19 protein-coding genes are annotated in these 25,884 nt (G+C 47.3%); 17 read left to right on the top strand and 2 right to left on the bottom strand.

The features are described from left to right. Window positions 1-265 precede the first annotated feature (265 nt). The 15 genes from aspA to RJ47_RS13565 all read left to right on the top strand — a co-directional run bounded on the left by aspA (window position 266) and on the right by RJ47_RS13565 (window position 18,263). The gene (aspA, locus tag RJ47_RS13640; RefSeq protein ID WP_005470944.1) at window positions 266-1,717 is read left to right on the top strand and encodes an aspartate ammonia-lyase; all 1,452 of its coding nucleotides are present in this window, start codon (window positions 266-268) and stop codon (window positions 1,715-1,717) included. A 157-nt stretch (window positions 1,718-1,874) separates the two neighbouring features. Then, the gene (locus RJ47_RS13635; protein WP_005471049.1) at window positions 1,875-3,182 is read left to right on the top strand and encodes an anaerobic C4-dicarboxylate transporter; all 1,308 of its coding nucleotides are present in this window, start codon (window positions 1,875-1,877) and stop codon (window positions 3,180-3,182) included. 478 nt (window positions 3,183-3,660) lie between these two features. Further along, window positions 3,661-5,109, top strand: a complete 1,449-nt coding sequence (locus tag RJ47_RS13630; RefSeq protein WP_038192730.1) for a YfcC family protein — start codon at window positions 3,661-3,663, stop codon at window positions 5,107-5,109. A gap of 783 nt (window positions 5,110-5,892) precedes the next feature. Further along, window positions 5,893-7,116, top strand: a complete 1,224-nt coding sequence (gene arcA / locus RJ47_RS13625) for an arginine deiminase (RefSeq protein ID WP_005470929.1) — start codon at window positions 5,893-5,895, stop codon at window positions 7,114-7,116. A gap of 57 nt (window positions 7,117-7,173) precedes the next feature. Continuing rightward, window positions 7,174-8,085: a carbamate kinase gene (arcC, locus tag RJ47_RS13620; protein WP_005471046.1), complete on the top strand. Its 912-nt coding sequence runs from the start codon at window positions 7,174-7,176 to the stop codon at window positions 8,083-8,085. A 180-nt stretch (window positions 8,086-8,265) separates the two neighbouring features. Beyond that, window positions 8,266-9,276: an ornithine carbamoyltransferase gene (locus tag RJ47_RS13615; RefSeq protein WP_005470961.1), complete on the top strand. Its 1,011-nt coding sequence runs from the start codon at window positions 8,266-8,268 to the stop codon at window positions 9,274-9,276. Between the two features lie 413 nt (window positions 9,277-9,689). Next, window positions 9,690-10,619: an aspartate carbamoyltransferase gene (gene pyrB / locus RJ47_RS13605; RefSeq protein WP_039484439.1), complete on the top strand. Its 930-nt coding sequence runs from the start codon at window positions 9,690-9,692 to the stop codon at window positions 10,617-10,619. A gap of 17 nt (window positions 10,620-10,636) precedes the next feature. After that, window positions 10,637-11,101 carry an aspartate carbamoyltransferase regulatory subunit gene (gene pyrI / locus RJ47_RS13600; protein ID WP_038139221.1) on the top strand — a complete coding sequence of 155 codons (465 nt, stop codon included), beginning with the start codon at window positions 10,637-10,639 and terminating at the stop codon, window positions 11,099-11,101. 292 nt (window positions 11,102-11,393) lie between these two features. After that, window positions 11,394-11,882 carry an arginine repressor gene (locus tag RJ47_RS13595; protein ID WP_005471135.1) on the top strand — a complete coding sequence of 163 codons (489 nt, stop codon included), beginning with the start codon at window positions 11,394-11,396 and terminating at the stop codon, window positions 11,880-11,882. A gap of 131 nt (window positions 11,883-12,013) precedes the next feature. Then, window positions 12,014-13,810, top strand: a complete 1,797-nt coding sequence (locus tag RJ47_RS13590) for a protein-disulfide reductase DsbD (RefSeq protein ID WP_039484436.1) — start codon at window positions 12,014-12,016, stop codon at window positions 13,808-13,810. Window positions 13,811-14,094: 284 nt separating this feature from the next. Beyond that, the gene (locus RJ47_RS13585) at window positions 14,095-14,730 is read left to right on the top strand and encodes a response regulator transcription factor (protein WP_039484433.1); all 636 of its coding nucleotides are present in this window, start codon (window positions 14,095-14,097) and stop codon (window positions 14,728-14,730) included. A 104-nt stretch (window positions 14,731-14,834) separates the two neighbouring features. Beyond that, window positions 14,835-15,464 carry a MarC family protein gene (locus RJ47_RS13580; RefSeq protein ID WP_039484431.1) on the top strand — a complete coding sequence of 210 codons (630 nt, stop codon included), beginning with the start codon at window positions 14,835-14,837 and terminating at the stop codon, window positions 15,462-15,464. A gap of 217 nt (window positions 15,465-15,681) precedes the next feature. Then, window positions 15,682-15,945: a DUF4212 domain-containing protein gene (locus RJ47_RS13575; protein ID WP_005470918.1), complete on the top strand. Its 264-nt coding sequence runs from the start codon at window positions 15,682-15,684 to the stop codon at window positions 15,943-15,945. A gap of 12 nt (window positions 15,946-15,957) precedes the next feature. Then, on the top strand, window positions 15,958-17,685 hold the full coding sequence (locus RJ47_RS13570; RefSeq protein WP_039484429.1) for a sodium:solute symporter family protein: 1,728 nt from the start codon (window positions 15,958-15,960) through the stop codon (window positions 17,683-17,685). 95 nt (window positions 17,686-17,780) lie between these two features. Further along, window positions 17,781-18,263 (top strand): hypothetical protein, encoded by a 483-nt coding sequence (locus tag RJ47_RS13565; protein ID WP_038192714.1) that lies wholly within the window; start codon window positions 17,781-17,783, stop codon window positions 18,261-18,263. Window positions 18,264-18,328: 65 nt separating this feature from the next. Here RJ47_RS13565 and RJ47_RS13560 read toward each other — a convergent pair whose 3' ends face one another. Next, window positions 18,329-21,757 carry a PAS-domain containing protein gene (locus tag RJ47_RS13560; RefSeq protein ID WP_039484426.1) on the bottom strand — a complete coding sequence of 1,143 codons (3,429 nt, stop codon included), beginning with the start codon at window positions 21,755-21,757 and terminating at the stop codon, window positions 18,329-18,331. Window positions 21,758-21,868: 111 nt separating this feature from the next. After that, window positions 21,869-23,047, bottom strand: a complete 1,179-nt coding sequence (locus tag RJ47_RS13555) for a 3-phenylpropionate MFS transporter (RefSeq protein ID WP_039484423.1) — start codon at window positions 23,045-23,047, stop codon at window positions 21,869-21,871. A 212-nt stretch (window positions 23,048-23,259) separates the two neighbouring features. Here RJ47_RS13555 and RJ47_RS13550 point away from each other — a divergent pair, with 212 nt between their 5' ends. Both RJ47_RS13550 and RJ47_RS13545 read left to right on the top strand, forming a co-directional pair. After that, window positions 23,260-25,086, top strand: coding sequence for a DUF294 nucleotidyltransferase-like domain-containing protein (locus RJ47_RS13550; protein ID WP_039484420.1), 1,827 nt, complete (start codon window positions 23,260-23,262; stop codon window positions 25,084-25,086). A gap of 11 nt (window positions 25,087-25,097) precedes the next feature. Continuing rightward, window positions 25,098-25,730 carry a 3'-5' exonuclease gene (locus RJ47_RS13545; protein ID WP_039484417.1) on the top strand — a complete coding sequence of 211 codons (633 nt, stop codon included), beginning with the start codon at window positions 25,098-25,100 and terminating at the stop codon, window positions 25,728-25,730. Window positions 25,731-25,884: the final 154 nt, after the last annotated feature.

Raw genomic sequence — 25,884 nt, 5'->3', positions numbered from 1 at the left:
GAAGCTGTAAAAAAGCGTGATAAATCCCTCAATAGACGCCTACCCCTAAAGGGCTATTCATACCCTGTTCATATCTTGCAAAACTTTAACTAAACAAAAGCGAAAAAGGTGATCCAGTTACTATTTTTATGCGCTAGGTACAGTATTATGTGCCACATAAGTCAGGACGGATTTAACAGCCTAAAACTCTGACGAATGGATTCTTAAACTACAGATTGGCTAGTAATTCACTTTATTATCAGAATAATTATCTAAGGATCCTGTGATGGCTACCCTAACCGATGCTCCAAAAACAGCAGCCCCTGCTACCCGTATCGAAGAAGACCTACTAGGTGAGCGTCACGTACCGGCTGATGCCTACTACGGCATTCATACTCTACGTGCTATCGAGAACTTCAATATTTCTAACATGACCATTTCTGACGTACCTGAGTTTGTACGCGGTATGGTGATGACGAAGAAAGCAGCCGCTCTTGCCAACAAAGAGCTAGGCGTGATCCCAAAAGACGTTGCGAACTACATTCTTGAAGCGTGTGACTTGATTCTTGAAACAGGCAAGTGCATGGATCAGTTCCCTTCAGATGTTTTCCAAGGTGGTGCGGGCACTTCTGTCAATATGAACACCAACGAAGTGATCGCCAACGTTGCTCTTGAACTGATGGGCAAAGAGAAAGGCCAATACGAGTTCATTAACCCAAATGACCACGTCAACAAGAGCCAATCCACTAACTGTGCATACCCAACGGGGTTCCGTATTGCGGTTTACAACAGTGTTCACCAGCTAATGGAAGCGATTGAGTACCTAAAAGGTGCCTTCGAACTTAAAGCACAAGAATTTAAAGACGTATTGAAGATGGGTCGTACTCAGCTTCAAGACGCGGTACCGATGACAGTGGGTCAAGAGTTCCACGCATGGGCGGTAACCCTAAACGAAGAGATTCGTGCGTTGGATTACACTTCAAAACTGCTACTGGAAATCAACCTAGGTGCAACCGCTATCGGTACTGGCTTGAACGCAGCACAAGGCTACCAAGCGGCAGCAGTGAAACACCTAGCGGAAGTGACTGGCCTTGAAGTGGTGCCTGCTGAAGATCTTATCGAAGCGACCTCTGACTGTGGCGCTTACGTAATGACGCACGGCGCGCTAAAACGTCTAGCGGTTAAGCTGTCTAAGATCTGTAACGACCTACGTCTGCTTTCTTCTGGTCCTCGCGCGGGTCTCAACGAGCTGAACCTGCCTGAACTTCAAGCGGGCTCTTCAATCATGCCAGCAAAAGTAAACCCAGTAGTGCCAGAAGTGGTTAACCAAGTGTGTTTCAAAGTGCTTGGCAACGACAACACGATCTCGTTCGCAGCAGAAGGCGGCCAGCTTCAACTTAACGTGATGGAGCCAGTGATTGCTCAAAGCATGTTTGAATCAATCACCATCTTGAAAAACGCTTGTGTGAACCTACGTGATAAGTGCATCGATGGCATCACAGTCAACAAAGAAGTGTGTGAAGCCTACGTTTATAACTCTATCGGTATCGTCACTTACCTAAACCCATACATTGGCCACCACGAAGGTGACATCGTCGGTAAGATTTGTGCGGAAACCGGTAAGAGCGTGCGCGAAGTGGTATTGGAGCGTGGACTACTCACCGCAGAAGAGTTGGACGACATTCTTTCCGTCGAGAACTTTATGCACCCAACCTATAAAGCAAAACGCTACGAATAAGCGAATCGATAAGGCCCCAAACGGGGCCTTTTTTAGGCTTGCATACGGTTAACCCCACTCATTGCATGGTTTTTGCGAGCCTCATTATTTAAACATTCAACCGCAGAGCAGAGTGTTTAGATAATTAAAATCAAAATACACTTTATGAGGTAACAATATGGTAGCAGTCGAACTCATCGTCGTTCTGCTCTTCATCTATTTGGGAGCAAGAATTGGTGGTATCGGTATTGGTTTAGCGGGTGGTGCGGGTGTGATAGCCCTATCACTGGTCTTGGGTGTTCCTACTAGCCAGGCGTTTATTCCGATCGATGTCATCTTAATTATCATGTCAGTGATTACCGCAATCGCAGCGATGCAGGTTGCTGGTGGTATGGACTGGTTAGTACAAGTGGCAGAAAACTTTTTGCGTAAGCACCCCGAGCGCATCACCTTTTACGCGCCGATTGTCACTTTCCTAATGACACTAATGGCAGGTACTGGTCACACTGCGTTTTCAACCTTGCCAGTGATCGCTGAAGTTGCGAAAGGCCAAGGCGTACGTCCGTCTCGCCCGCTTTCTATCGCGGTTGTCGCATCACAAATCGCGATTACGGCTTCGCCAATCTCGGCAGCGGTAGTTGCGTTTGCCGCGATGCTTGCGCCAATGGGTGTTGACTACCTAACGCTGCTTGCGGTTTGTATTCCAACCACTTTTGTCGCTTGTATGATTGGTGCGTTTGTAGCGAACTTTATGGGCAGTGAGTTGAAAGATGATCCGATTTATCAAGATCGTCTAGAAAAAGGACTCATCAAGCTATCGACGGAAACAAAGCGTGAGATCTTGCCAACGGCGAAGACAGCCACCTACATCTTCCTTGCGGCAATTGGCTTTGTTGTTTGCTACGCAGCCGCCATTTCTAAGTCTGTAGGTCTGATTGTGGACCCTGCACTAGGACGCAACGAAGCCATCATGACGGTAATGTTGGCGGCGGCAGCTGCAATCGTGATGATCACTAAAATTGACGCGGCAAAAATTCCATCGGCTGCAACATTCCGCTCTGGTATGACGGCTTGTGTGTGTGTTCTTGGTGTGGCATGGCTAGGCTCAACATTCGTTAATGCGCACGTTGACGGCATTAAAGAAGTCGCTGGCGCGCTATTGGCAGACTACCCTTGGATGCTTGCGTTGGTTCTATTCTTTGCATCCATGCTGCTTTACTCACAAGGTGCAACCACTGTCGCGCTCATGCCAGCAGCACTCGCAATCGGTGTTGCCCCGCTGACAGCCGTTGCTTCTTTTGCAGCAGTGAGTGCGCTGTTTGTACTGCCCACTTACCCAACGCTGCTTGCCGCGGTTGAAATGGACGACACAGGCTCAACACGCATTGGTAGCTACGTCTTTAACCACCCGTTCTTTATTCCGGGAGTAGTGACGATTGCCTCTGCCGTTGCGCTAGGCTTTACGTTCGGCAGTCTATTTATTTAGACTCACCAATGACTGATAGAGGAGCTTCGGCTCCTCTTTTTTTATTTCATCCTTAGTAAAAAAACCTAGGTCACAAATCAAGTTTGATATTAATCAAAAAAGTTCTCGAAAGTTCTTTGTGCATTTAAATCCGCCGCTTTGAATAAAATTCCCACCTATCTTTTTTTTACTGGTTTACCGCCCCTGACAAAAGGGTTTACATCAATCCTTTGGCATAGAAATCCCTTCTTTCTAACCAATTAACCACATAAAAAAAACACTCATCACACCACCTATTTTTTACTGAATATTTTTGTGAAGATCACCAAAGTTACAGAGTGAATGACATTTTAAAATAACCCACAAGAGCTAATAAGTTCCTAATTAAATAAAAACAAATTTACCAATAACTTATTCCCTAAGTTATTTATTTTTTAAATCTAATAGTCGCTGATTCACTTTTATTTGTGGACACATAAATAAAAGTAAGGAGATCACCATGACAACCCAAACTGTACCTACTGAAGAAAAAAAAGGTGGCTTCTTTGCCAACTTTAAATTCCCTTCCGCCTATACAATTCTTTTCGTACTGATTGCACTGGTTGCTCTACTGACATGGATAGTGCCAGCAGGTCAATATGATCGCGTAATGAATGAAGACTTAGGTCGAGAAGTCCCTGTTACTGGCACCTATCAGCCGGTAGACGGTAACCCTCAAGGCGTGATTGACGTACTTCTTGCACCGATTGATGGTTTCTATGACCACAATAGCTACGAAGCTGCGGCGATTGACGTTTCACTATTCATTTTGATCATCGGTGGCTTCCTTGGACTTGTAACCAAAACAGGGGCCATTGATGCTGGTATCGAACGCGTGACCGATCGCTTAAAAGGTCGTGAAGAGTTGATGATACCTATCTTGATGGCACTGTTTGCGGCCGGCGGTACCGTCTATGGTATGGCAGAAGAATCATTGCCTTTCTATACCCTACTTGTTCCAGTCATGATGGCGGCGCGCTTTGACCCTCTAGTTGCTGCAGCTACTGTTTTACTTGGCGCGGGTATTGGTACTCTAGGTTCGACAATCAACCCATTCGCCACCGTTATCGCGGCAAACGCAGCGGGCATTCCATTTACAGATGGTATCGTGCTACGTGTAATCGCTCTGCTTATCGGTTGGGTTATCTGTGTCGCTTACGTGATGCGTTATGCTCGTATGGTTCGCAACGACCCAACAACGTCTGTGGTTTACGATAAATACGAAGAAAACAAAGCTCACTTCCTAGGTAACCAAACTGGCGAGCGCTTAGAATTCACCGGAACTCGCAAGCTTATTCTAAGTATCTTTGGTGCCTCGTTCGCAGTCATGATCTACGGTGTATCGGTTGCAGGTTGGTGGATGGCTGAGATCTCAGCGATGTTCCTAGCATCAACCATCATCATTGGTCTGGTTGCTCGCATGAGCGAAGAAGAGTTTACCAACAGCTTTATTGACGGCGCTCGTGACCTACTGGGTGTTGCGCTAATCATTGGTATCGCACGTGGTATCGTAGTGGTCATGGACCGCGGTATGATCACTGACACGATTCTGTTCTCAGCTGAGCAAATGGTGACAGGTCTATCGTCTGTTGTGTTCATCAACGTAATGTTCTTCCTTGAAGTACTGTTGTCATTCCTAGTGCCTTCAAGCTCAGGTCTGGCGGTATTGACCATGCCAATTATGGCGCCATTGGCTGACTTTGCAGGCGTAGGTCGCGACCTAGTTGTAACGGCGTACCAATCTGCTTCAGGCCTGGTGAACCTAGTGACTCCAACGTCGGCAGTGGTTATGGGTGGCCTTGCGATTGCCCGAGTTCCTTACGTCCGTTACGTCAAATGGGTAGCGCCACTGCTTGCGATTCTAGCTCTGTTCTGCATCGCAGTACTCAGTGTCGGTGCAATCATCTAACACTGACTTTTCCTTGCCCAGGCTCACAGAACAACGAGCCTTACTCAAAAGCCGCCTTGTGCGGCTTTTTTATTTGGCCTAATCACCGTTGCCCGCAAAGTCGAACGCATCTTCAATGACGCAAACCCAGCGTTTTTCACGCCTCTCCCTTTACGAATCAACCACCTAACACTCACCCTTCATCTGGCAGCTAAGCCACGCTAAATAGCGTTGTCATCAAGGTTATAGCGATAACAAATAAAAAGAGTAAATAACAGAACGTTTTTATATTAGATATTTTATCTTCATGGCACAGTTTTATTTATTTCAAACAGAAAATTTCTAGGAACTAGCAAACTGAGTTTTGTGATCTATGTATAAGTTACCAACAAAACATTTGTTACCAGAGGATTAATTTCGACCTAAAAAACACTTATCTAGAAAGTTTGAGTGCATATTTCTAACCTATTCACTTTTTTATCACGCAATTATTTTTGAATACATTTCCCTTTCTACACCTAACAACAAACCTTGGTGAATATTTCATGCATAAACTTCCCCAAATAATGCGTGATTAGGGTGTTCACAGCGAAATAACAAGTGCATAGATATTGTTAAAACCCTTTAAATACGGGGCTTTGAGCATAAAAAATGAATTGTGAGCGATCTCTAAGATTCCTCCCCAGAGAGGCGTAATATTAATTCCAGAACAAATAAGTGAATAAATAAATTCACTCTTCTTTTCCCTACAAATTAAATATTAGCTTTATTTAAAAGCTAATTAAAAATAAGAGAGATACGATCATGAGTAAGTTTTACGTAGGTTCTGAAATCGGTCAATTACGTCGCGTTCTTGTTCACCGCCCTAGACGAGCTCTGACTCACCTAACACCATCTAACTGTCACGATCTGCTATTTGATGACGTGTTGGCAGTAGAGCGTGCAGGTAAAGAACATGACGTATTTACTCAAACTCTACGCGATCAAGGTGTTGAAGTTCTTCTTCTTACTGACCTACTAGCGGATACGCTAGCCGTGCCAGAAGCGAAAGAATGGTTACTAAACCGCCAAGTATCAGACTACCGTTTGGGTAAAACATTCGCCAATGACGTTCGTTGCTACCTAGGTGATCTTCCAAACCTAGAGCTAGCAAAAATTCTAACGGGTGGCCTTTCTTACGCAGAGATGCCAATGAAGTCTTCCTCAATGATGCAAGGCCTACATGCGCCAACAGACTTCATTATTGAACCTCTACCAAACCACCTATTCACTCGCGATACGTCTTGCTGGGTTTACGGCGGCGTATCAATCAACCCAATGGCGAAACCAGCTCGTCAACGTGAAACAAACCATGTTCGCGCAATCTACCGCTGGCACCCAACATTCGCTGGCCAAGACTTCATTAAGTACTTCGGCGATGAAGAGAGCATTAACTACGACAACTCAACCATCGAAGGCGGTGACGTTCTTGTTATCGGTCGTGGCACTGTTCTTATCGGTATGTCTGAGCGTACAACGGCTCAAGGTGTTGAGCACTTGGCATCTAGCCTATTCAAACATGGTCAAGCGAAACAAATCATCGCAATGGAGCTACCAAAACACCGCTCTTGCATGCACCTAGACACAGTAATGACACACATGAACGAAGACACCTTCTCGGTTTACCCAGAAGTGGTTCGCAAAGATGTGAAATGCTGGAGCCTAACTGGCGATGAGTCTGGCGCTGTCAACGTGAAAGAAGAAGGCTACTTCGTTACCGCTATCGAGAAAGCGCTGGGCGTAGACAAGCTGAACCTAATCACAACAGGTGGTGACAACTTCCACGCAGAACGCGAACAGTGGAACGATGCAAACAACGTTCTAACCGTGAAACCAGGCGTTGTTATTGGCTACGAAGGCAACACTTACACCAACGAAAAATACGACAAAGCAGGCATCACAGTTCTACCTATCCCAGGTGATGAGCTAGGTCGTGGTCGCGGCGGCGCTCGCTGCATGAGCTGCCCAATCGAACGTGACGGCATCTAAGTAAGTGATTAAAAGGCGAGAGTTCTGGCTCTCGCCCCCTGCAGAGAGATTTTCAACATGACAAAACAAACAGTTGTTGTAGCACTAGGTGGTAACGCTCTACTTCGTCGCGGTGAGCCATTAGAAGCAGAAGTACAACGCCACAATATCGAAATCGCGGTTAAGACCATTTCTGAAATCGCACAAGAGTACAACGTCGTACTTGTTCATGGTAACGGCCCACAAGTTGGCTTATTGGCACTGCAAGGTTTGGAATACAAAAAAGTCGCCCCTTACCCACTTGATGTACTAGGCAGCGAAACGCAAGGCATGATCGGTTACATGCTAATGCAAGAGTTCAAAAACCAAATGCCGAACGTCAACGCAACTTGCATGCTAACGCAAATGACCGTGGATCCAAACGACCCAGCATTTGCGGACCCAACTAAGCCAATTGGCCCAATTTACGAAGAAGCCGAAGCACGTGAACTGGCTGAGAAATACCACTGGACCATCAAGCCAGACGGCAAGCACTTCCGCCGCGTGGTTCCTAGCCCACAACCAACAGGCATCATCGAGCACGAAGCGATCACAGCGCTTATTGAACAAGGCCACTTGGTGATTTGTACTGGCGGTGGCGGCATCCCAGTGAAGCGCGAAAACGGCAAACTGGTGGGTGTTGAAGCGGTAATCGATAAAGACATGTCTGCAGCGTTCCTCGCGAAACAACTTGATGCCGATGCACTGCTTATCCTGACTGACGCTGATGCTGTTTACCTAGATTGGGGTAAACCAACACAGCACGCACTGCGCGGCACAACGCCAACTGAACTAGCGAAATACGAGTTTGATGCAGGATCCATGGGACCAAAAATCGAAGCCTCGTGCGAGTTCATCAAGCAAGGCGGAAAAGTGGTCGGTATCGGCTCTTTGGAAGATGGTTTACGCATCCTTCAAGGCACCGCGGGTACCAATATCACGAAAGGCTAAACGAATTATTACCCCATAGCTGGAGCGAGACATCGAGAGGTCGACCCTCGTTGAATCATGACACTCATGCCTCGCTCCCCACTGTGGCAAAACTTAAAGCAACAAACACTATTAATTTCTGCGTTTTCTTACCTCTTTCCCTGCAATAAGAGAGCGCTAAACCCTAAGAAGGAAAACATCATGGCTTTCAACCTACGCAACCGTAACTTCCTAAAACTACTAGACTTTACTCCACGTGAAATCCAACACTTCTTGGATCTATCAGCGGAGCTGAAAAAAGCGAAATACAACGGCTATGAGCAACCTCGTCTAAAAGGCAAAAACATTGCCCTAATCTTCGAGAAAACATCAACTCGTACACGTTGTGCATTTGAAGTTGCAGCATTTGACCAAGGCGCTCAAGTTTCTTACTTAGGCCCATCTGGCTCTCAAATCGGTCACAAAGAGTCAATGAAAGATACAGCACGCGTTCTTGGCCGCATGTATGACGGCATCGAGTACCGTGGTTTCGGTCAAGAAATCGTTGAAGAGCTAGGCGCTTACGCTGGCGTGCCAGTATGGAACGGCCTAACAGACGAATTCCACCCAACTCAAATCCTAGCTGACTTCCTAACTATGATGGAACACGGCCGTGGTAAACAGCTACACGAAATGAAGTTTGCTTACCTAGGTGATGCGCGCAACAACATGGGTAACTCTCTAATGGTTGGCGCAGCGAAAATGGGCATGGACATTCGCCTAGTAGCACCAAAAGCATTCTGGCCAGAAGAAGAGCTAGTAGCAACATGTCGCGAAATCGCAGAAGAAACAGGTGCGAAGATCACTCTAACTGAAGACGTTCAAGAAGGCGTTCAAGGCTGTGACTACCTATACACTGACGTATGGGTATCGATGGGCGAAGCGAAAGAAGCATGGGCTGAGCGTATCAACCTAATGATGCCTTACCAAGTCAACATGGACATGCTAAAAGCAACAGGCAACCCACATGTGAAATTCATGCACTGCCTACCAGCATTCCACGGTGAAGACACAACAGTTGGTAAACAGCTTGCGGCGGAATACCCACAACTGAAAGACGGTGTGGAAGTAACAGACGAAGTGGTTGAGTCTAAACACTCTATCGTATTCGACGAAGCAGAAAACCGCATGCACACCATCAAAGCTGTAATGGTTGCTACTCTAGGCGACTAATCTGCAGGGAAATGCGGACGGCAGGATTAGAGTTATCACTCCATGAATAAAGTCCGCATTTTTTTTCACACAGATTGAAACAAAATAGCGACCCAAACGCCTTCAAGCAAGTTCTCACAATGACTGAGAAAACGAAGCGAAAATATGCGAAATTCGCATAAAAATCCAATTTCTGGATACTTTTCGCAAACGCTTGCAAGGCGTTTTTTTGTGCGTATAATCCTCCGCAATTTGTCTAAGGAGTAGCAAAAATGACACAGCCACTGACAACAAATTGTTGTTACCAAACGCGCCCAGAATCGGGATCGTTGTCTGTTTCATTTTCTCCATTGATTCTATTTTAAAGCCTCCTATTTTAGGGGGCTTTTTTTTGTCTGTAATTTACGTTTGATTTGAGACAAGGACACACTGTTATGGCGCATTCATTGTTTAAAAAGCACATCATCTCCATCCCAGAGCTCAGCCGCAAAGAGCTAGAGCTTATCGTCGATACCGCAGCAAGATTAAAGGCAGAACCCAACCCTGAATTGCTGAAAAACAAAGTAGTAGCCAGCTGCTTCTTTGAGCCTTCAACGCGTACTCGCCTATCGTTTGAAACGGCAGTTGAGCGTTTGGGTGGCAGCGTAATCGGTTTTGACAACGGTGGTAACACGTCTCTAGCGAAAAAAGGCGAGACATTGGCGGACTCGGTTCAAGTTATCTCATCGTATGTGGATGCGTTTGTGATGCGTCACCCACAAGAAGGGGCAGCGCGTCTTGCTTCTGAGTTTTCTAATGGCGTGCCGATTGTTAACGGCGGTGACGGAGCAAACCAACACCCGACTCAAACGCTGCTCGACCTGTTCTCTATCCATGAAACGCAAGGCACTTTAGACAACCTCAACGTCGCTTTTGTCGGTGATTTGAAATACGGCCGCACCGTACACTCTCTTACTCAAGCGCTAGCGAAATTCGACAATGTGCGCTTCTTCTTTATCGCACCAGAAGCGTTAGCTATGCCTGATTACATCTGTGAAGAGCTTGAGGAAGCAGGCATCAAGTTCAGCATGCACAACAACATTGAAGAAGTGGTGCCAGAGCTGGATGTTTTATACATGACTCGCGTACAAAAAGAGCGTTTTGATGAGTCTGAGTACGCGCACATGAAGTCTGCGTTCATCTTAACCGCCGCCACTCTTGAAGGAGCGCGCGACAATCTAAAAGTGCTTCACCCTCTACCACGTGTTGACGAGATCACTGTCGATGTCGATAAAACCAAGCATGCTTACTACTTCGAACAAGCAGAAAATGGCGTCTACGCCCGCGAAGCATTACTTGCCCTAGTTCTTAACGAAAACATTTAATCAGCTGGAGAGACATCATGGTGAAAGAAACTCAACTACAAGTAGAAGCAATCCGCAACGGCTCTGTGATTGACCATATTCCTGCGCACGTTGGTATCAAAGTGCTAAAGCTGTTCAAAATGCACAAAGCGAATCAGCGCATAACGATTGGTCTTAACTTGCCATCTTCAGCGCTGGGCGCAAAAGATCTGATCAAGATTGAGAACACCTACTTAACCAAAGAGCAAGCAAGTCAACTGGCACTCTACGCACCAAAAGCGACGGTTAATCAAATCGAAGAGTACAAGGTGGTCAGCAAGCTGAACTTAACGCTACCAGAGAGCATTGAAAGTGTGTTTGTCTGCCCGAACAGCAACTGTATTTCTCATGGTGAACCGGTAGAAAGCCGCTTTAAAGTTCAACAAAAACAGGAAAACGTGCACCTGAAATGTCACTACTGTGAAAAAGTATTCTCACGCGAAATCATGGCCGAAGCACGTTAAGCTCACTTTTCAAGGGCTACCATCTGTAGCCCTTTGATTCGTTGGATATTTATTCAACCAATAGGATAAATATCCAATCCATTCAGAACAAATCACCAAAAATCAAGATTTTACTTAGTTTTTTATTTGGCGATCCCATTCACAAAGCCGCACTATCTTTGGTGGTAAACTGGCTCCATATTCAACTAAGTCACCACGATAGAGTGACCGCTCAAGCGTTGGGCACAGAAGGGAGAATGGAGTGCCTAAGTTTACATGGACGATTTATCCGTACGTCACCTGAGGAGTTCCCATGAGTGAAACTCTAAACCCTATGAACATCGATTATACCGAAGATAAAACCCTGACAGCGGCTTGTAAGCGCTTGCTACAACAACAGAGTTTTGCCACTCAAAACGAACTGCGTGAAGCCTTAATTAACATTGGTTTCGAAGGCATCAGCCAATCGACTGTGTCACGCTTGTTGTCACAGTTGGGTGTGGTTAAAGTGCAAAATGCGTGTGGCAAAAAAGTCTACTGCATTACGGTAGAGACCGCCCCTGTGCGCGTCGAATCTTCGATATCTTCGCAAATAGAGTTCATTACCCACAACCAAGCCATGGTTGTGGTAAAGACACACCCAGGCAGCGCCCAGTTAGTGGCTCGCTTAGTCGATATTGATCCGCATACCGAGATCCTAGGTACCGTTGGCGGTAACGACACGGTATTGGTGATCCCGAAAGACACCGACAACATCGACGCATGTGAGCGCGTGGTTCGCACTCGACTTGGCGTCGCATAAGATTTCGGGCTAGGCGAAAACCTAGCCCAACATCATCGCTGATAGTAATTTTCTTATCGATGAAACTAATTGCCGCCCTTCCCTGTCTTATTGAGTTAAAATAAACCAAATTTTACTCAAGTGACGAATTTATGCGCTTTGCCTTATCACTGCTTATTCTCTGTTTTACGGTCGTTTCTGCACCTGCATTGGCGCTCTTTGGCAATTCCAACTCCAGTCCGAGTTTTGCAAACAACAGCAATACGTTTGTTCCTGTCGATGAAGCCTTTCCGTTTAATTTCTACCAACAGGGTAATCGTGTCTTCCTCGATTGGCAGGTAAAACCCGACTACTACCTGTATCAGCATCGTATTTCCGTCACAGGAGAGAATGTCAATGTCGCCCAGGTTGAGATGCGTGATGGGGATCCCTACAAAGATGAATTTTTCGGTGATGTAAACATTTACACCACACCACTTTTTGCTGAAATTAACCTAGCCGATTACCAATCTGGGGCGCGTCTGATTGTCCAATATCAAGGCTGCGCAAAAGCGGGGTTTTGTTACCCACCAGAGACACGGGTGATTGATGTCACCAGCTTTGAGTTTGACTCGGCGTCTAATGTCATCCCAGCGCAAAGTGGGACTAAAGCCGACGCCATCAATACTCCAAGCAAAGAAAGCGCACCACAATCTAAGGAAACAAGTCTAGCAGCCCAACTTAGCGACAGTTGGTGGACACCACTGCTGTTTCTTGCCCTTGGTGTGGGTTTGGCTTTTACGCCTTGTGTCTTGCCTATGTACCCTATTTTAACCAGCATCGTGTTAGGCAGCGGCAAGCTTAGCCACCGACGCGCATTAGGTTTGGCCTTTATTTATGTGCAAGGGATGGCGTTGACCTACACCCTACTCGGTTTGGTCGTTGCCTCTGCTGGCTTGCAGTTCCAAGCCGCCATGCAGCACCCTTATGTCTTGATTGGTTTGAGTGTTTTGTTTGTCGCGCTGGCGCTGTCGATGTTTGGCTTATACACCATTCAGCTGCCAAGTAGTGCACAAACTTGGCTCAACAACCTCAGCAACAAGCAGCAAGGCGGAAGCTCTTGGGGCGTCTTTGCTATGGGGGCGATTTCTGGACTAGTTTGTTCACCTTGCACCACCGCCCCACTGTCGGGCGCACTTCTTTACGTAGCTCAAAGCGGCGATTTGCTCACCGGTGGTGTGGCGCTCTACGCACTTGCGCTTGGGATGGGCATTCCACTGATGCTGGTTGCCGTGTTTGGTAATAAACTGCTACCAAAAGCAGGTAACTGGATGGATCGCGTGAAGACGCTATTTGGGTTCGTGTTACTTGCTGCGCCAATCTTCTTGCTTGAGCGCATCTTGCCGGAAGCATGGGCAACAGGCTTGTGGTCAGCACTGGGTATCGCGGCATTCGGTTGGCTTTACCATATTAAGAACAGTTTAGAGTTTGGCGGCTGGAAGCAGAGTACAGTCGGTATTATTGCCGTTTTGGGCTTGTTTGCGTCCGCCCAACCAACGCTCAATTATTGGTTTGGCAATCACAGCGAGCAGCAAGTGCTGTCAACCATTGAGTTTCAGCGCATCAACAATGTCGCGGAATTGAATCAGCAACTCGCGCTCGCCAAACAAGCGGGCAAACCGGTGATGCTCGACTTCTACGCTGATTGGTGTGTCGCCTGTAAAGAGTTTGAGAAATACACCTTCCACCAGCCAGATGTCGAAAACAAGTTGCAAGGTTTTGTTCTCCTCCAAGCAGATGTCACTAAGAACACACCGCAAGATATTGAGCTGCTTAAAGAACTGAAGGTGTTAGGCCTACCCACTATCGATTTCTGGGACGCAAACGGAAATGCGATCAGCAATGCACGCGTCACCGGCTTTATGCAAGCCGAACCTTTCTTAGCGCATTTGGTCACCCATAACCTATAAGCGCCATTTATATCGCGCCTTGAAGACTCAAGGCGCGACGACTCATCCCATCTCTTTTCAGCCTAACTATCGCTAGATGAGCTTTAGGCTACCCATAAGCCAAATGCCTTATAACCTGCCACGAACGTTGACGCGGCTATAGTTCCAAAACGCAATTCGCTCATCTATATGCAATTTTTCTAATAAAACCCGATACAGTTCAGACTTTTAGTGCATAAACATTGTCCACATTGCTAAAGGTGACAATAATTCTGTTAACCAAATTGTTATAAGTGCTTAACGTCATGGATTCGACCTACAACATCATCATCGCTGACGATCACCCGCTATTTCGCAATGCCCTGTTTCAATCTGTGCATATGGCGGTCAGCGGCGCGAACTTGCTCGAAGCGGATTCCTTAGACGCCCTACTTGCCGTACTCGCTCGTGAAGAGGATCCTGATCTTCTGCTGCTTGATCTCAAGATGCCTGGTGCGAATGGCATGTCTGGCTTAATTCATCTGAGAGCCGAGTATCCAGATCTGCCTATTGTGGTGGTGTCTGCCAGTGAAGAGCCGTCGGTCGTCACCCAAGTGAAAAGCCATGGCGCGTTTGGCTTTATTCCAAAATCAAGTGACATGCGTGAGCTCGTTAGCGCACTGAATCAAGTACTCAATGGTGAACCCTTCTTCCCTGAAGGTTCGATCACCAACAATGCGGCATGCAACGATTTGGCTCAGAAAATTGCCACCTTAACGCCTCAGCAATACAAAGTCCTCGGAATGCTATCTGATGGCCTACTCAATAAGCAGATTGCGTATGAATTAAATGTTTCAGAAGCGACAATAAAAGCCCATATGACGGCGATATTTAGGAAGTTAGGGGTAAAAAACCGAACTCAAGCTGTCATTCTACTTCAGCAGCTTGAATCTGAAGCTTAACTGACGCCAACCTGACACTTTTTAATAATAAACTTTGCTAAACTCTCCGAGTCAGGCAACAATCTGATTTACCCCTCTGTTCACTAACTCTGGGAGTACATCTCTTGCTAAGTGTCTTAATCACTCAATTCGTCGTTTTGTGGGCCGTGATTGATCCGGTCGGCTCCGTCCCTGTCTACCTATCACAAACTCATCACTTAACCGCTAAGCAGCGCAGACTTGTTGCGTTAAAAGCGGTGGGCATCGCCACTGGGGTGCTGTTGTTTTTCCTTGTAGTGGGTCAGCTTTTACTTGAAGCCATGCAAATCCCTTTACCCGCCTTCCAAGCAGCGGGAGGGCTGGTACTGTTGCTATTTGCACTGACCATGATTTTTGGTGAGTCCAAACCTGAACAAGAGACAAAACTCAGTGAGGAAATCAGTCATTCCGATCTGGCTGATCTGGCTGTGTACCCTCTCGCCATTCCGTCGATTGCATCACCGGGGGCGATGATGGCGATCGTGATGCTTACTGACAACCATCGCTATTCGCTGATCGACCAAGGATTAACCGCAGCCGTGATGATTGCGGTGCTACTAATTACGTTGCTTTTGCTGCTGGGTGCGACTCATATCCAGAAATGGATTGGCAATGTCGGCGCTGCGATTATTAGTCGGGTGATGGGGCTTATTTTAGCCGCGGTAGCCGTGAATAATCTGCTGATGGGAATTAAAGATTTCTATGTCGGTGGATAAATTTCCGCTGAATAGACCAGCAAACATTAGACTTTTGGCTAATTTAACACAACATTAACATCACAGTTTCTTACCAGATCTATTTAAGCGCCTAATTTTTAGGCACTTTTTGTTTTATACGCCCCGACTAAAGTTGAAAAGAGTTCTTGCCCCACCCTTGCTAATGTAGATATTGAAACATTTTCTTAACAACAAAACCAATCGTAAGGAGGCGGCAATGGCGTTTGAAAGTCAGGATAAAGCCAAAGCCTATTGGGACAAAAACGTAAAACTGATGATCAACCTAATGGTGGTTTGGTTTGTCGTTTCTTTTGGCTGCGGCATCTTATTTGTCGACGTACTTAATCAATTTCAACTAGGTGGTTACAAGCTAGGCTTCTGGTTTGCTCAGCAAGGCTCTATCTATACCTTCCTAGGTATTATTTTCTACTACGCGTGGAAAATGCGCCAAATTGACCGTGAATTCGGCGTAGATGAGTAAGGAGTAACTCAGATGGATTTGAAAACTATCACTTACCTCGTTGTTGGTGCGACCTTTATCCTCTACATCGGTATTGCGATTTGGGCACGTGCTGGTTCAACTAAAGAGTTCTATGTTGCAGGCGGTGGTGTAAACCCTATCGCTAACGGCATGGCAACCGCAGCTGACTGGATGTCTGCAGCATCGTTTATCTCAATGGCAGGTCTGATTGCCTTTATGGGTTACGGCGGCTCTGTATTCCTAATGGGTTGGACAGGCGGTTACGTACTTCTCGCACTACTACTTGCGCCTTACCTACGTAAGTTCGGCAAGTTTACTGTACCAGAGTTCGTAGGTGAGCGTTTCTACTCAAACGCGGCACGTATCGTTGCGGTTGTGTGTCTTATCATCGCATCGGTCACGTACGTTATCGGTCAGATGAAAGGTGTAGGTGTTGCATTCGGTCGTTTCCTAGAAGTGGATTACTCAACGGGTCTTCTGATCGGTATGTGTATCGTATTCATGTACGCAGTAATGGGCGGCATGAAGGGCATTACCTACACGCAGATTGCTCAATATTGCGTACTCATTTTAGCTTACACTATCCCTGCAATCTTTATCTCTCTGCAACTGACGGGTAACCCACTGCCTCAACTTGGCTTGGGTAGTACCATACAGGGCACCGATGTTTATCTACTCGATAGGCTCGACCAAGTGGTGACCGAACTCGGCTTTAGTGAATACACCACGCAAGTCCGTGGCGACACGCTGAACATGTTCGTTTACACCATGTCACTAATGATCGGTACAGCAGGTCTACCACACGTAATTATCCGTTTCTTCACGGTACCTAAGGTACGCGACGCACGTACATCTGCGGGTTGGGCTCTAGTCTTTATCGCTATCCTATACACAACGGCTCCAGCAGTATCTGCAATGGCTCGTCTAAACCTAATGGATACAGTGAATCCAGCGCCAGGTCAGCACCTTGCTTACGATGAGCGTCCAGACTGGTTCAAGAACTGGGAGAAAACAGGTCTACTTGGTTTCGACGATAAGAACGGTGATGGCAACATCCAGTACACGTCTAGCGCAGCGACTAACGAGTTAAAAGTTGACCGTGACATCATGGTACTGGCTAACCCTGAGATTGCTAAGCTACCGAACTGGGTAATCGCTTTGGTTGCTGCAGGTGGTCTAGCGGCAGCACTATCAACGGCGGCTGGTCTCTTATTGGCTATCTCGTCCGCGATATCCCATGACTTAATCAAAGGCGTAATAAATCCAAATATATCCGAGAAGAAAGAGCTACTCGCCAGTCGAATCTCCATGGCAGTGGCGATTGCGGTGGCTGGTTATCTCGGCCTCAATCCGCCAGGCTTTGCCGCCGGTACGGTAGCGTTAGCCTTCGGTCTTGCTGCATCGTCCATCTTCCCGGCACTAATGATGGGTATCTTCAGCAAAGGCATCAACAAAGAAGGCGCAATCGCAGGTATGATTGCAGGTATCAGTATCACGCTATTCTACGTATTCCAACACAAAGGCATCCTATTCATTGCTGATTGGAAATACCTAGAAAGCTGGGGTAGCAACTGGTTCCTAGGCATCGAGCCAAACGCATTCGGTGCAATTGGTGCTCTATTTAACTTCATCGTTGCATTCGGTGTGTCGAAAGTCACTGCTGAAACACCACAAGAAGTGAAAGACTTGGTGGAACACGTACGTGTACCTGCAGGTGCTGGCGACGCTGTTGACCACTAATAACAATACCTAAACCACAAAAGCCCCTATTGGGGCTTTTTTATTCCAAATTTTGCGTTACCGTATTCGAAGTCTGTTGTAGCAAGGAAGCCAAGATGTTCAAAAATAAGCACTTTATAGTCGCTCTATTAGTCGCCCCAATTCTATCGATCATCGCCTATTTCGGTGCTGATATGGCGGTCAGTGAGAAACCTCACGCAGCCAAAGAAGGGCAAAGCTATAAGTTGATTGCCAAATCCAACTGCCGATATACCAGCGGTCTTTGCGGAATGGAAAATGGTGAATTTAAAGTGCAGTTTCGTTCAGAAAAGCTCACCCCATCTGAGCTACAGCTCTCATTGAAGTCTCAATTTCCACTCGAGGGCATCAAACTCTCATTGGTCGACAGCCAAGATCAAACAGGTCAACCTATCGATATGGTTTCAGCCGATCAAGCAGGTCAAAACTGGTACATTACGTTACCCAAACCTGCCTCAGCGGAAAGTTGGCTCCGCGTCGCGATTCAAGCCGAAGGCACGCTCTACTATGGCGAAACTCAAACCGCCTTTGTGAAATACGAGACGTTATTTACTGAATAATGTTCATCAAGAAATATTGAAGGGTTGGCACAAATGCCAACCCTTTTTTCTTCTAGCCAACTGCCTTAGACTCGATTCAATATTGCTCTTAGTTTTAGCGGTTTCACTGGTTTGGGTATAAAGGCAAACCCATTCGACTTAATGCCATCCATCATGTCGTTGGTACGGTCAGCACTGATGATTACACCTTCAAAGCTGTCTCCCAGACGCAATCGGCACTGCTGCAATACCTCAAGGCCTGTTCGACCGTTATCGAGTCGATAGTCCGACAAAATCACATCAGGAAGCCAACTGTCTTCGATGGATTTCAAACTCGTTACAATATCCGTTGCAGTGCGTACGTCACAGCCCCAACGCGCGAGCAGATTCTCCATCCCAACCAGGATGTCCGTTTCATTATCCACACACAGCACTTTCAAGTGACTTAAGTCAGAAACGGGGGCCGCAGGTTGCACTTGCGGTTGGACGAGCGCCTCCAACCCTCGTTTTAAGGTAATCGAAAAAACACTGCCTTGCCCCGGCCATGAGCGCATTGAAATCTGATGGCCGAGAACATGCGCGATACCCTTAGATATCGCTAAACCTAAGCCCAGACCTTGATCAGATCGCACTTGGCTACCGCGCGTAAACTCTTCAAAGATCTCTTGCTGCTTCTCTTCCTCAATGCCCGTGCCGTTGTCCCAAACCTCAATCCGAGCTTGGCCATCGACGCGACGTACGCCAAGCACCACCTTACCCTTTGGATTATACCGAAACGCATTGGTTAAGAAGTTTTGCACCACGCGACGCAGCAGTTTTGGGTCTGACTGAACGATCAACTGGCTCGGAACCATTTCGAAATCAATCCCCTGCTGCTTAGCGAGCGCACTAAATTCCGCATTGAGGTTAGCCAGCACATCATTGATCGCAAAGGCATGCACGTTGACATCTAGCTTCCCAGACTCAAGACGTGAAATATCCAGCAAGTCACCAATCAAATCTTCCGCCGCGCCTAACGCACTCTCTATGTGTTGCGAGAGTTTCTTGGTCTCTTCTTCTTGCGCGACTTCCGACAAAGACGATGCAAATAAACGCGCAGCATTGAGCGGCTGCATTAAGTCGTGACTCACCGCAGCCAAAAAGCGAGACTTCGATTGAGACTCTAACTCTGAACGTTGCGTTGCAGCAACAAGCTGTTTATTGAGGTTTTCCAGTTCTTGAGTCCGCTTGTGTACACGCTCCTCCAAGGATTCGTTGGCTTCTTTTAGGGCCTGCTCTGCATCTCTAAATACGGTGATATCGGTAAAGCTCATTACGAACCCACCACCCGGCATCGGATTACCTTGCACTTCAATCACTCGCCCGTCAGGACGGATACGTGATGAGGTATGACGCGTGCCTTGCTCCAAGTGATACACACGGCGGCGTACATGCTCTTCCGGATCGCCCGGGCCACAGAGTCCTTGTTGTGCATTGTGTCGAATCACATCCGCAATCGGCCGACCAACCTGAATCAATCCCGTCGGAAAGGTAAACAGCTCCAAATAACGCTGGTTCCAAGCCACCAGCCTGAGCTGCTTATCAACCACCGCAATGCCTTGACCAATGTGTTCAATCGCCCCTTGCAGTAACCCGCGACTAAAGTCATACAGCTCAGAAGCTTCATCGACAATGGTTGCGACTTCTTCCAACTGCATATTGCGCCCTTGCAAAGCGGACGTAAGTACCAACTTCGCTGACGAGGCACCAAATACCCCTGCCAACACTCGCTCTGTATGGCGAATGAGGGTGGAAGGCGCTTGTTGATTCGGCAACATGGTTTCATGCTGCTGCATCCAATATTGTTTGAAGGCATTGCGCACCCGCTGCCTGCCCACAAAGCGAGACGCGAGCATCTCCAATTCGCCGACCGTAACTCGGCTTTGGTAGAGACTCATGTTTTCACTTTCCGGCAACGGCGTACCGACAAAGGAGGCAGACTGTAGTCGCTCACTCAAACTTGAGCGAGTAACCAAAGAGACCAACACATAGCTGATCGCGTTGATGGTCACACTGAGCACAATGCCCCAATCGGAACTTTTTATTCCGGCGTTTTCTAATAGATCGGGTGGTGTCACGACCCACAATAAGAAGTTGCTGCTGGCATCCCCGGCTAGCATGTCGGTTTGGCTCATCAGGGTAATCAACCAGATGGTAAACCCTAATCCAAGCCCAACATAGGCGCCTTTTCGGTTGCCCTGACGCCAATACATCCCACCGAGGATGGCTGGAGCAAACTGGGTAATAGCAGCAAAAGAGAGAAAACCAATCGCCGACAAAGAGTGAATATTGCCCAAAGCTTGATAAAAGCCCCATGCCCCAAGCAAGAGAAGTAAAATAAGACCGCGTCGAATAATCAGCAGTAGCCCTGAAAAATGACGATGATTGCGCTGCGACAATCGCATTCTGCGCAGTAACAGAGGCATCACCAAATCGTTCGACACCATAATCGCCAGCGCAATGGTTGATACGATCACCATACCACTCGCCGCTGATGTCCCGCCCAAGAAGGCGAGTAAGGCAATATCTTGAGCCCCCACAGCCATCGGTAAACTGATCACATAAGTGTCGGCACTGACGCCAGAAAGCATACTCTGCCCCACCCAAGCAATAGGAAGAACAAACAGCCCCATCAACACCAAATAAGCAGGAAACAACCAACGCGCCGTGTGCAGGTCTTGCGCTCGTTCATTCTCCACCACCATGGTATGAAACTGACGCGGCAAACAGACGATCGCCATCATGGTCAGCAAGGTGTGAATTACCAAGGTTGGGATGTTAGGGGATTGATAGGTTTGCGAGGCGATGTCGAGCAGTTCTATGTCACTGCGATTGAGCGCAAGATAGAGAATAAAGCAGCCCACCACTAAGAAAGCGACTAACTTAAGCAAAGATTCAAATGCGATGGCCATCATCATGCCGCGATGATGCTCGGTGTTATCGATATGACGAGTACCAAACAGCATAGTGAAGATGGCTAATGCGGCGACAACAAACCAAGAGACATCAAACCCTTGCCCGGAAACATTGTCCGCGAGATCAGGCGCGATGATCTCGAGCCCCATGGTAATGCCGCGTAGTTGAAGGGCAATGTACGGCAAGATACCCGCGACCGCAATTAAGGTGACGACCACCGCTAACCCTTGCGACTTACCATAGCGGGCAGCAATAAAGTCGGCGATTGAGGTAATGTGTTCGCGTTTTGCGGTAATGATCAAACGCGCAAGTATTCGCCACCCAAGGGTAAACACAATAATCGGGGCGATATAAATGGGCAGAAAAGACCAAGGGTTATTACTCGCTTGCCCGACCGTGCCATAGAAGGTCCAAGAAGTACAATAAACCGCAATCGACAAGCTATAAATCCATGGTCGCCATTTTGCCAACCACTTCGTCTGCTTGTCACCGTACCAGGCAATGAGAAACAATAGCCCTAGATACAGCAGCGACACTAAGATCACCAACCAACCTTGCATCAGATATCCTTATCGAATCGTCGATTCTCTTTTTATCATCAATAAAAAAGCCCTCCATCATGGAGAGCTTTCATTTAACTAAGGATATCTACTGAACTCAATCAGACAGGGTTAATTCTGTGGTTCAGGCTCCATAACCTTGCGTGGCGATTTCACCTTAGGTTCAACACGAATAAACAACGCCAGTACACCCATTGCAGCCATCGCCCAGAAGACATTCGCCCCCCAGTGCTCGTAACCCCAACCACTTAGCGTCGTCATTAACGCAATAAAGGCGCCCAAAGGAATCGCGTTGTACAGCGCCTGGAGCGCCACCATTTTGCGTGGTTCTGAATCTTGGATGTATTGGATGGCGGCAATGTGGCCAATCGCAAACGTCACGCCATGCAACAGCTGGATCAACACCAACGCCAACAGCATCGTCGTTGATGCCGTTAAGCCCCAGCGCACAATAACGCCAATAGCGGCCACCACAAACAACGCACGCAGTGTCCACCCAGAGAACAAACGCTTACTCAGCGCGAAGATTGCTACTTCAGAGACCACACCTAGGCTCCACAAGTAGCCGATAATATCTTCCGAGTACCCCGCTTCTTTCCAATAAATGGAACTGAAACTGTAATATGCCGCGTGACTGCCTTGAATCAATGCGACCAAGACAAGAAACTTGACTACTGGCCCTTCACGAAGCAAGTCCATCAACTTGGGTCTTTCGGTGTGTTCTTCGACTTCCGTTACTGGCATTGGATTGATGCTGCGCATCGAGAAGATAAGCGCCGACACTATCCCCGCCAATGCGGTAAACAGAATCATATCGCTGCCATATTGAGCCACTAAAAAGCCCACCACGGTCGAGCCTGCAATAAACGCAATCGAGCCCCACAAGCGAGTGCGACCATAATCAAGCATCTTCAAGCGAGAGTAGTAATTCGCCATCGCATCGGACAGCGGGACAACCGGACCACAGCAGAGATTAAATAGCACCGTCGCCAGCGCCATCATCCAGAAGCTACCGCCGGTGAAGAAATGGAATGCAATAAAGAGTAACGAGGCAAAACTTAACCAACGTAATGCTGGCATTAAATGCTCGACTTTATGAAGTCGCGGCGTCAACACTAAGTTAGCAACACAGCGGGTCGCAAAACCAATACCAACCAAAAGACCAATATCGGTCGGAGAGACGCCCTGCTCTTCAAACCACAAGGCCCAAAACGGCAAATAGACACCATACGCAAAGAAAAAACCAACAAAATACTGGGATATCCAGCCGTAGGGGGTAGGGGTCAGCATCGTTACCTCGGATTGCTAAAGAACAGAAACCCTATTATCCACGTTGTTACCCCAGTTAAAAGGGAAGATTATTCCTATTACCTTTTCCCTTATTGTCCAACTGGCTAGCCCTGAAAAACAGCGTTTAACCCAATTCGACCAAAGTCGTCTGGCGAATCCAACCAGATCAGGCACACTTACTCTATGGTCTCTTGCACACTTGTAGGTCGCTCATGCCAGACAAATTTAACATGCAATCCCCACCGTTTGATCGCTTAGATGAGAAACAACAAACCTCACTGCGCGCCTCATTAGATGTGGCTTACTTTCGCGAAAAAGAGGTCATTTTAAAGGCCAACAGTGACAGCCAGCATCTCTATATCTTGATCAAGGGGGCGGTTGAAGAGCGCAGCGAGGATGGCCAAGAGATCTTTGCTCACTACGCGAATGACGATTTATTTGATGTGCGCGCCTTATTTGAGGGGCAAGCCAAACATCATTATGTCGCCCTTGAAGATACCCTCGTCTACTTGTTACCTAAGTCGGTTTTTCTTGAGCTCTATAATGAAAACGGCCAGTTTGCCGCCTACTTCGATACCAACCTAGCCAAACGGCAAGAGCTGATTGAAGCGGCGCAGCAGCAACAGAATTTAGCCGAGTTTATTCTGACCAAAGTCGACCGTGGCATTTATCACCCACCAATGATTTTGCAGCCAGAACAACCATTGAATGAAGTCACCAAAACCTTAAAAGAGAACGGTTTGGACTCCGCATTGGTCAGACTGCATGACGACGACATTCGCTTATTGGATGACCCACACAATCTGCCTTATGGCATCGTCACACGCACTAACATGCTGCATGCGGTGATGCTCGATGATCATCCGTTAGATACCCCCGTTGGGCGCATTGCCACTTTCCCTGTGGTACACATCGACGACGGTGACTTTCTCTTCAACGCCATGATCAAAATGACGCGTAATCGCATGAAGCGAGTCATGGTCGCTGACGGAAAAGAAGCGGTGGGCATGTTGGACATGACGCAAATCTTAAGTGCGTTTTCAACCCACTCCCATGTCCTGACGTTGAGTATTGCTCGCTCATCCAGCGTAGAAGAGCTGGCGATGGCTTCAAACCGCCAGCGTCAATTGGTCGATAGCCTATTAAGCAACGGTATCCGCACCCGATTTATCATGGAGCTTATCTCTGCGGTCAATGAGCAAATCATCGAAAAAGCCTTTGAACTGATTGTTCCTCCTGCCCTTCACGACCACTGTTGTTTGGTCGTTCTAGGCTCAGAAGGGCGTGGAGAACAAATCCTAAAAACCGATCAAGACAACGCTCTAATCATCAAAGATGGTTTGCATTGGCACCAGTGTGAAAAGGTGATGGATCAACTGACGCACACACTGCAACAGCTAGGCTACCCACTCTGCCCCGGCAACGTCATGGTCAACAACCCTAAATGGGTCAAGAGCCAAACGGATTGGAAAAAAGTGCTCACCAAGTGGTCCAAACCCACCTCATCTGAGCAGGTGATGGATCTGGCGATCTTTACCGATGCCCACGCCGTCGCGGGGAACAAAGAGCTGCTTGCCCCAGTAAGACACCACCTTCGAGAATTGATGCTTAACAATATGTTGGCACTGCAAGACTTCTGCCGACCAGCGCTGCAATTCTCTTTGCCCCTCACTCTGTTTGGCAACGTAAAAAAGGACAAGCAAGGGGTCGATTTAAAAAGTGGCGGCATTTTTCCTATCGTCCACGGCGTGCGTACGTTGGCTCTCGAATACGGCATCGAAGAGAGCAATACCTTTGATCGTATTGAAGCATTGCGCACCAAGCGGATTCTCGAACATGATACCGCCGATAACCTTAACGAAGCGCTCAAGTTATTTTTTAAATTACGTCTTGGTCAGCAGCTGGCCAATCAACACAGCAGTAATCGAATCGATTTAACACAACTTGAACGCACCGAGCGCGATCTGCTGCGTCATAGTTTTCACGTGGTTAAGAAATTCAAACAGTTTCTTGGCTATCATTATCAGATACGGGATTAAGGGAGACCGCGATGAACTGGCTTCAGCGTCGTTATTGGTATCTCAAGTTGAAAGGCTCGCCCTATCGACCGCTGTTTGGCACGCTACAAAAAGGCGAGTATGTCTCGTTAGACTGCGAAACCACCAGCTTGGATCCCAATCGAGCTGAGCTAGTGACCATTGCGGCCACCAAGATTATTGATAACCGCATCATAACCAGCCGCCCCTTTGAAGTGCGGCTACGAGCGCCTCAATCGTTGGACTCTAGCTCAATCAAGATTCATCAAATGCGCCATCAAGATTTGGTCGATGGGCTCGATGAAAAACAGGCTCTGATTAAATTACTCGAGTTTGTTGGCAATCGCCCTTTAGTGGGCTATCACATCCGTTATGATAAAAAAATTCTCGATTTAGCCTGTCGCCGCCACCTTGGGTTTCCCCTCCCCAACCCGCTGATTGAAGTGAGCCAGATTTATCACGACAAACTCGAACGCCATTTACCCAATGCGTATTTTGACTTGAGTCTGGATGCCATTTGCAAGCACCTGGACTTACCAATGCAGGATAAACATGACGCTCTGCAAGACGCCATTTCCGCAGCCTTGGTCTTTGTCCGCTTAACAAAAGGTGATCTTCCTAGCCTAAATTTGCCTTACGTCAGATAAATTATCATACGACCGAGTTCTCAATTTGCGTTTTAATTCCTTAATTTTTAAGCATAAGTCTCTCTCTCATCCTAAAGTCTAATTGTCGAATCTCAGCCTGTGATTGAAAGTTATAGCCATAGGGAATTTACAACGTCAGGGTCGAGTGACCTTA

It is taken from the genome of Vibrio sinaloensis (assembly GCF_000808535.1).
Classification (GTDB): domain Bacteria; phylum Pseudomonadota; class Gammaproteobacteria; order Enterobacterales; family Vibrionaceae; genus Vibrio; species Vibrio sinaloensis_D.
The sequence above is the reverse complement of the archived record's forward strand: the minus strand, read 5'-3'. Positions and strand labels throughout refer to the sequence as shown.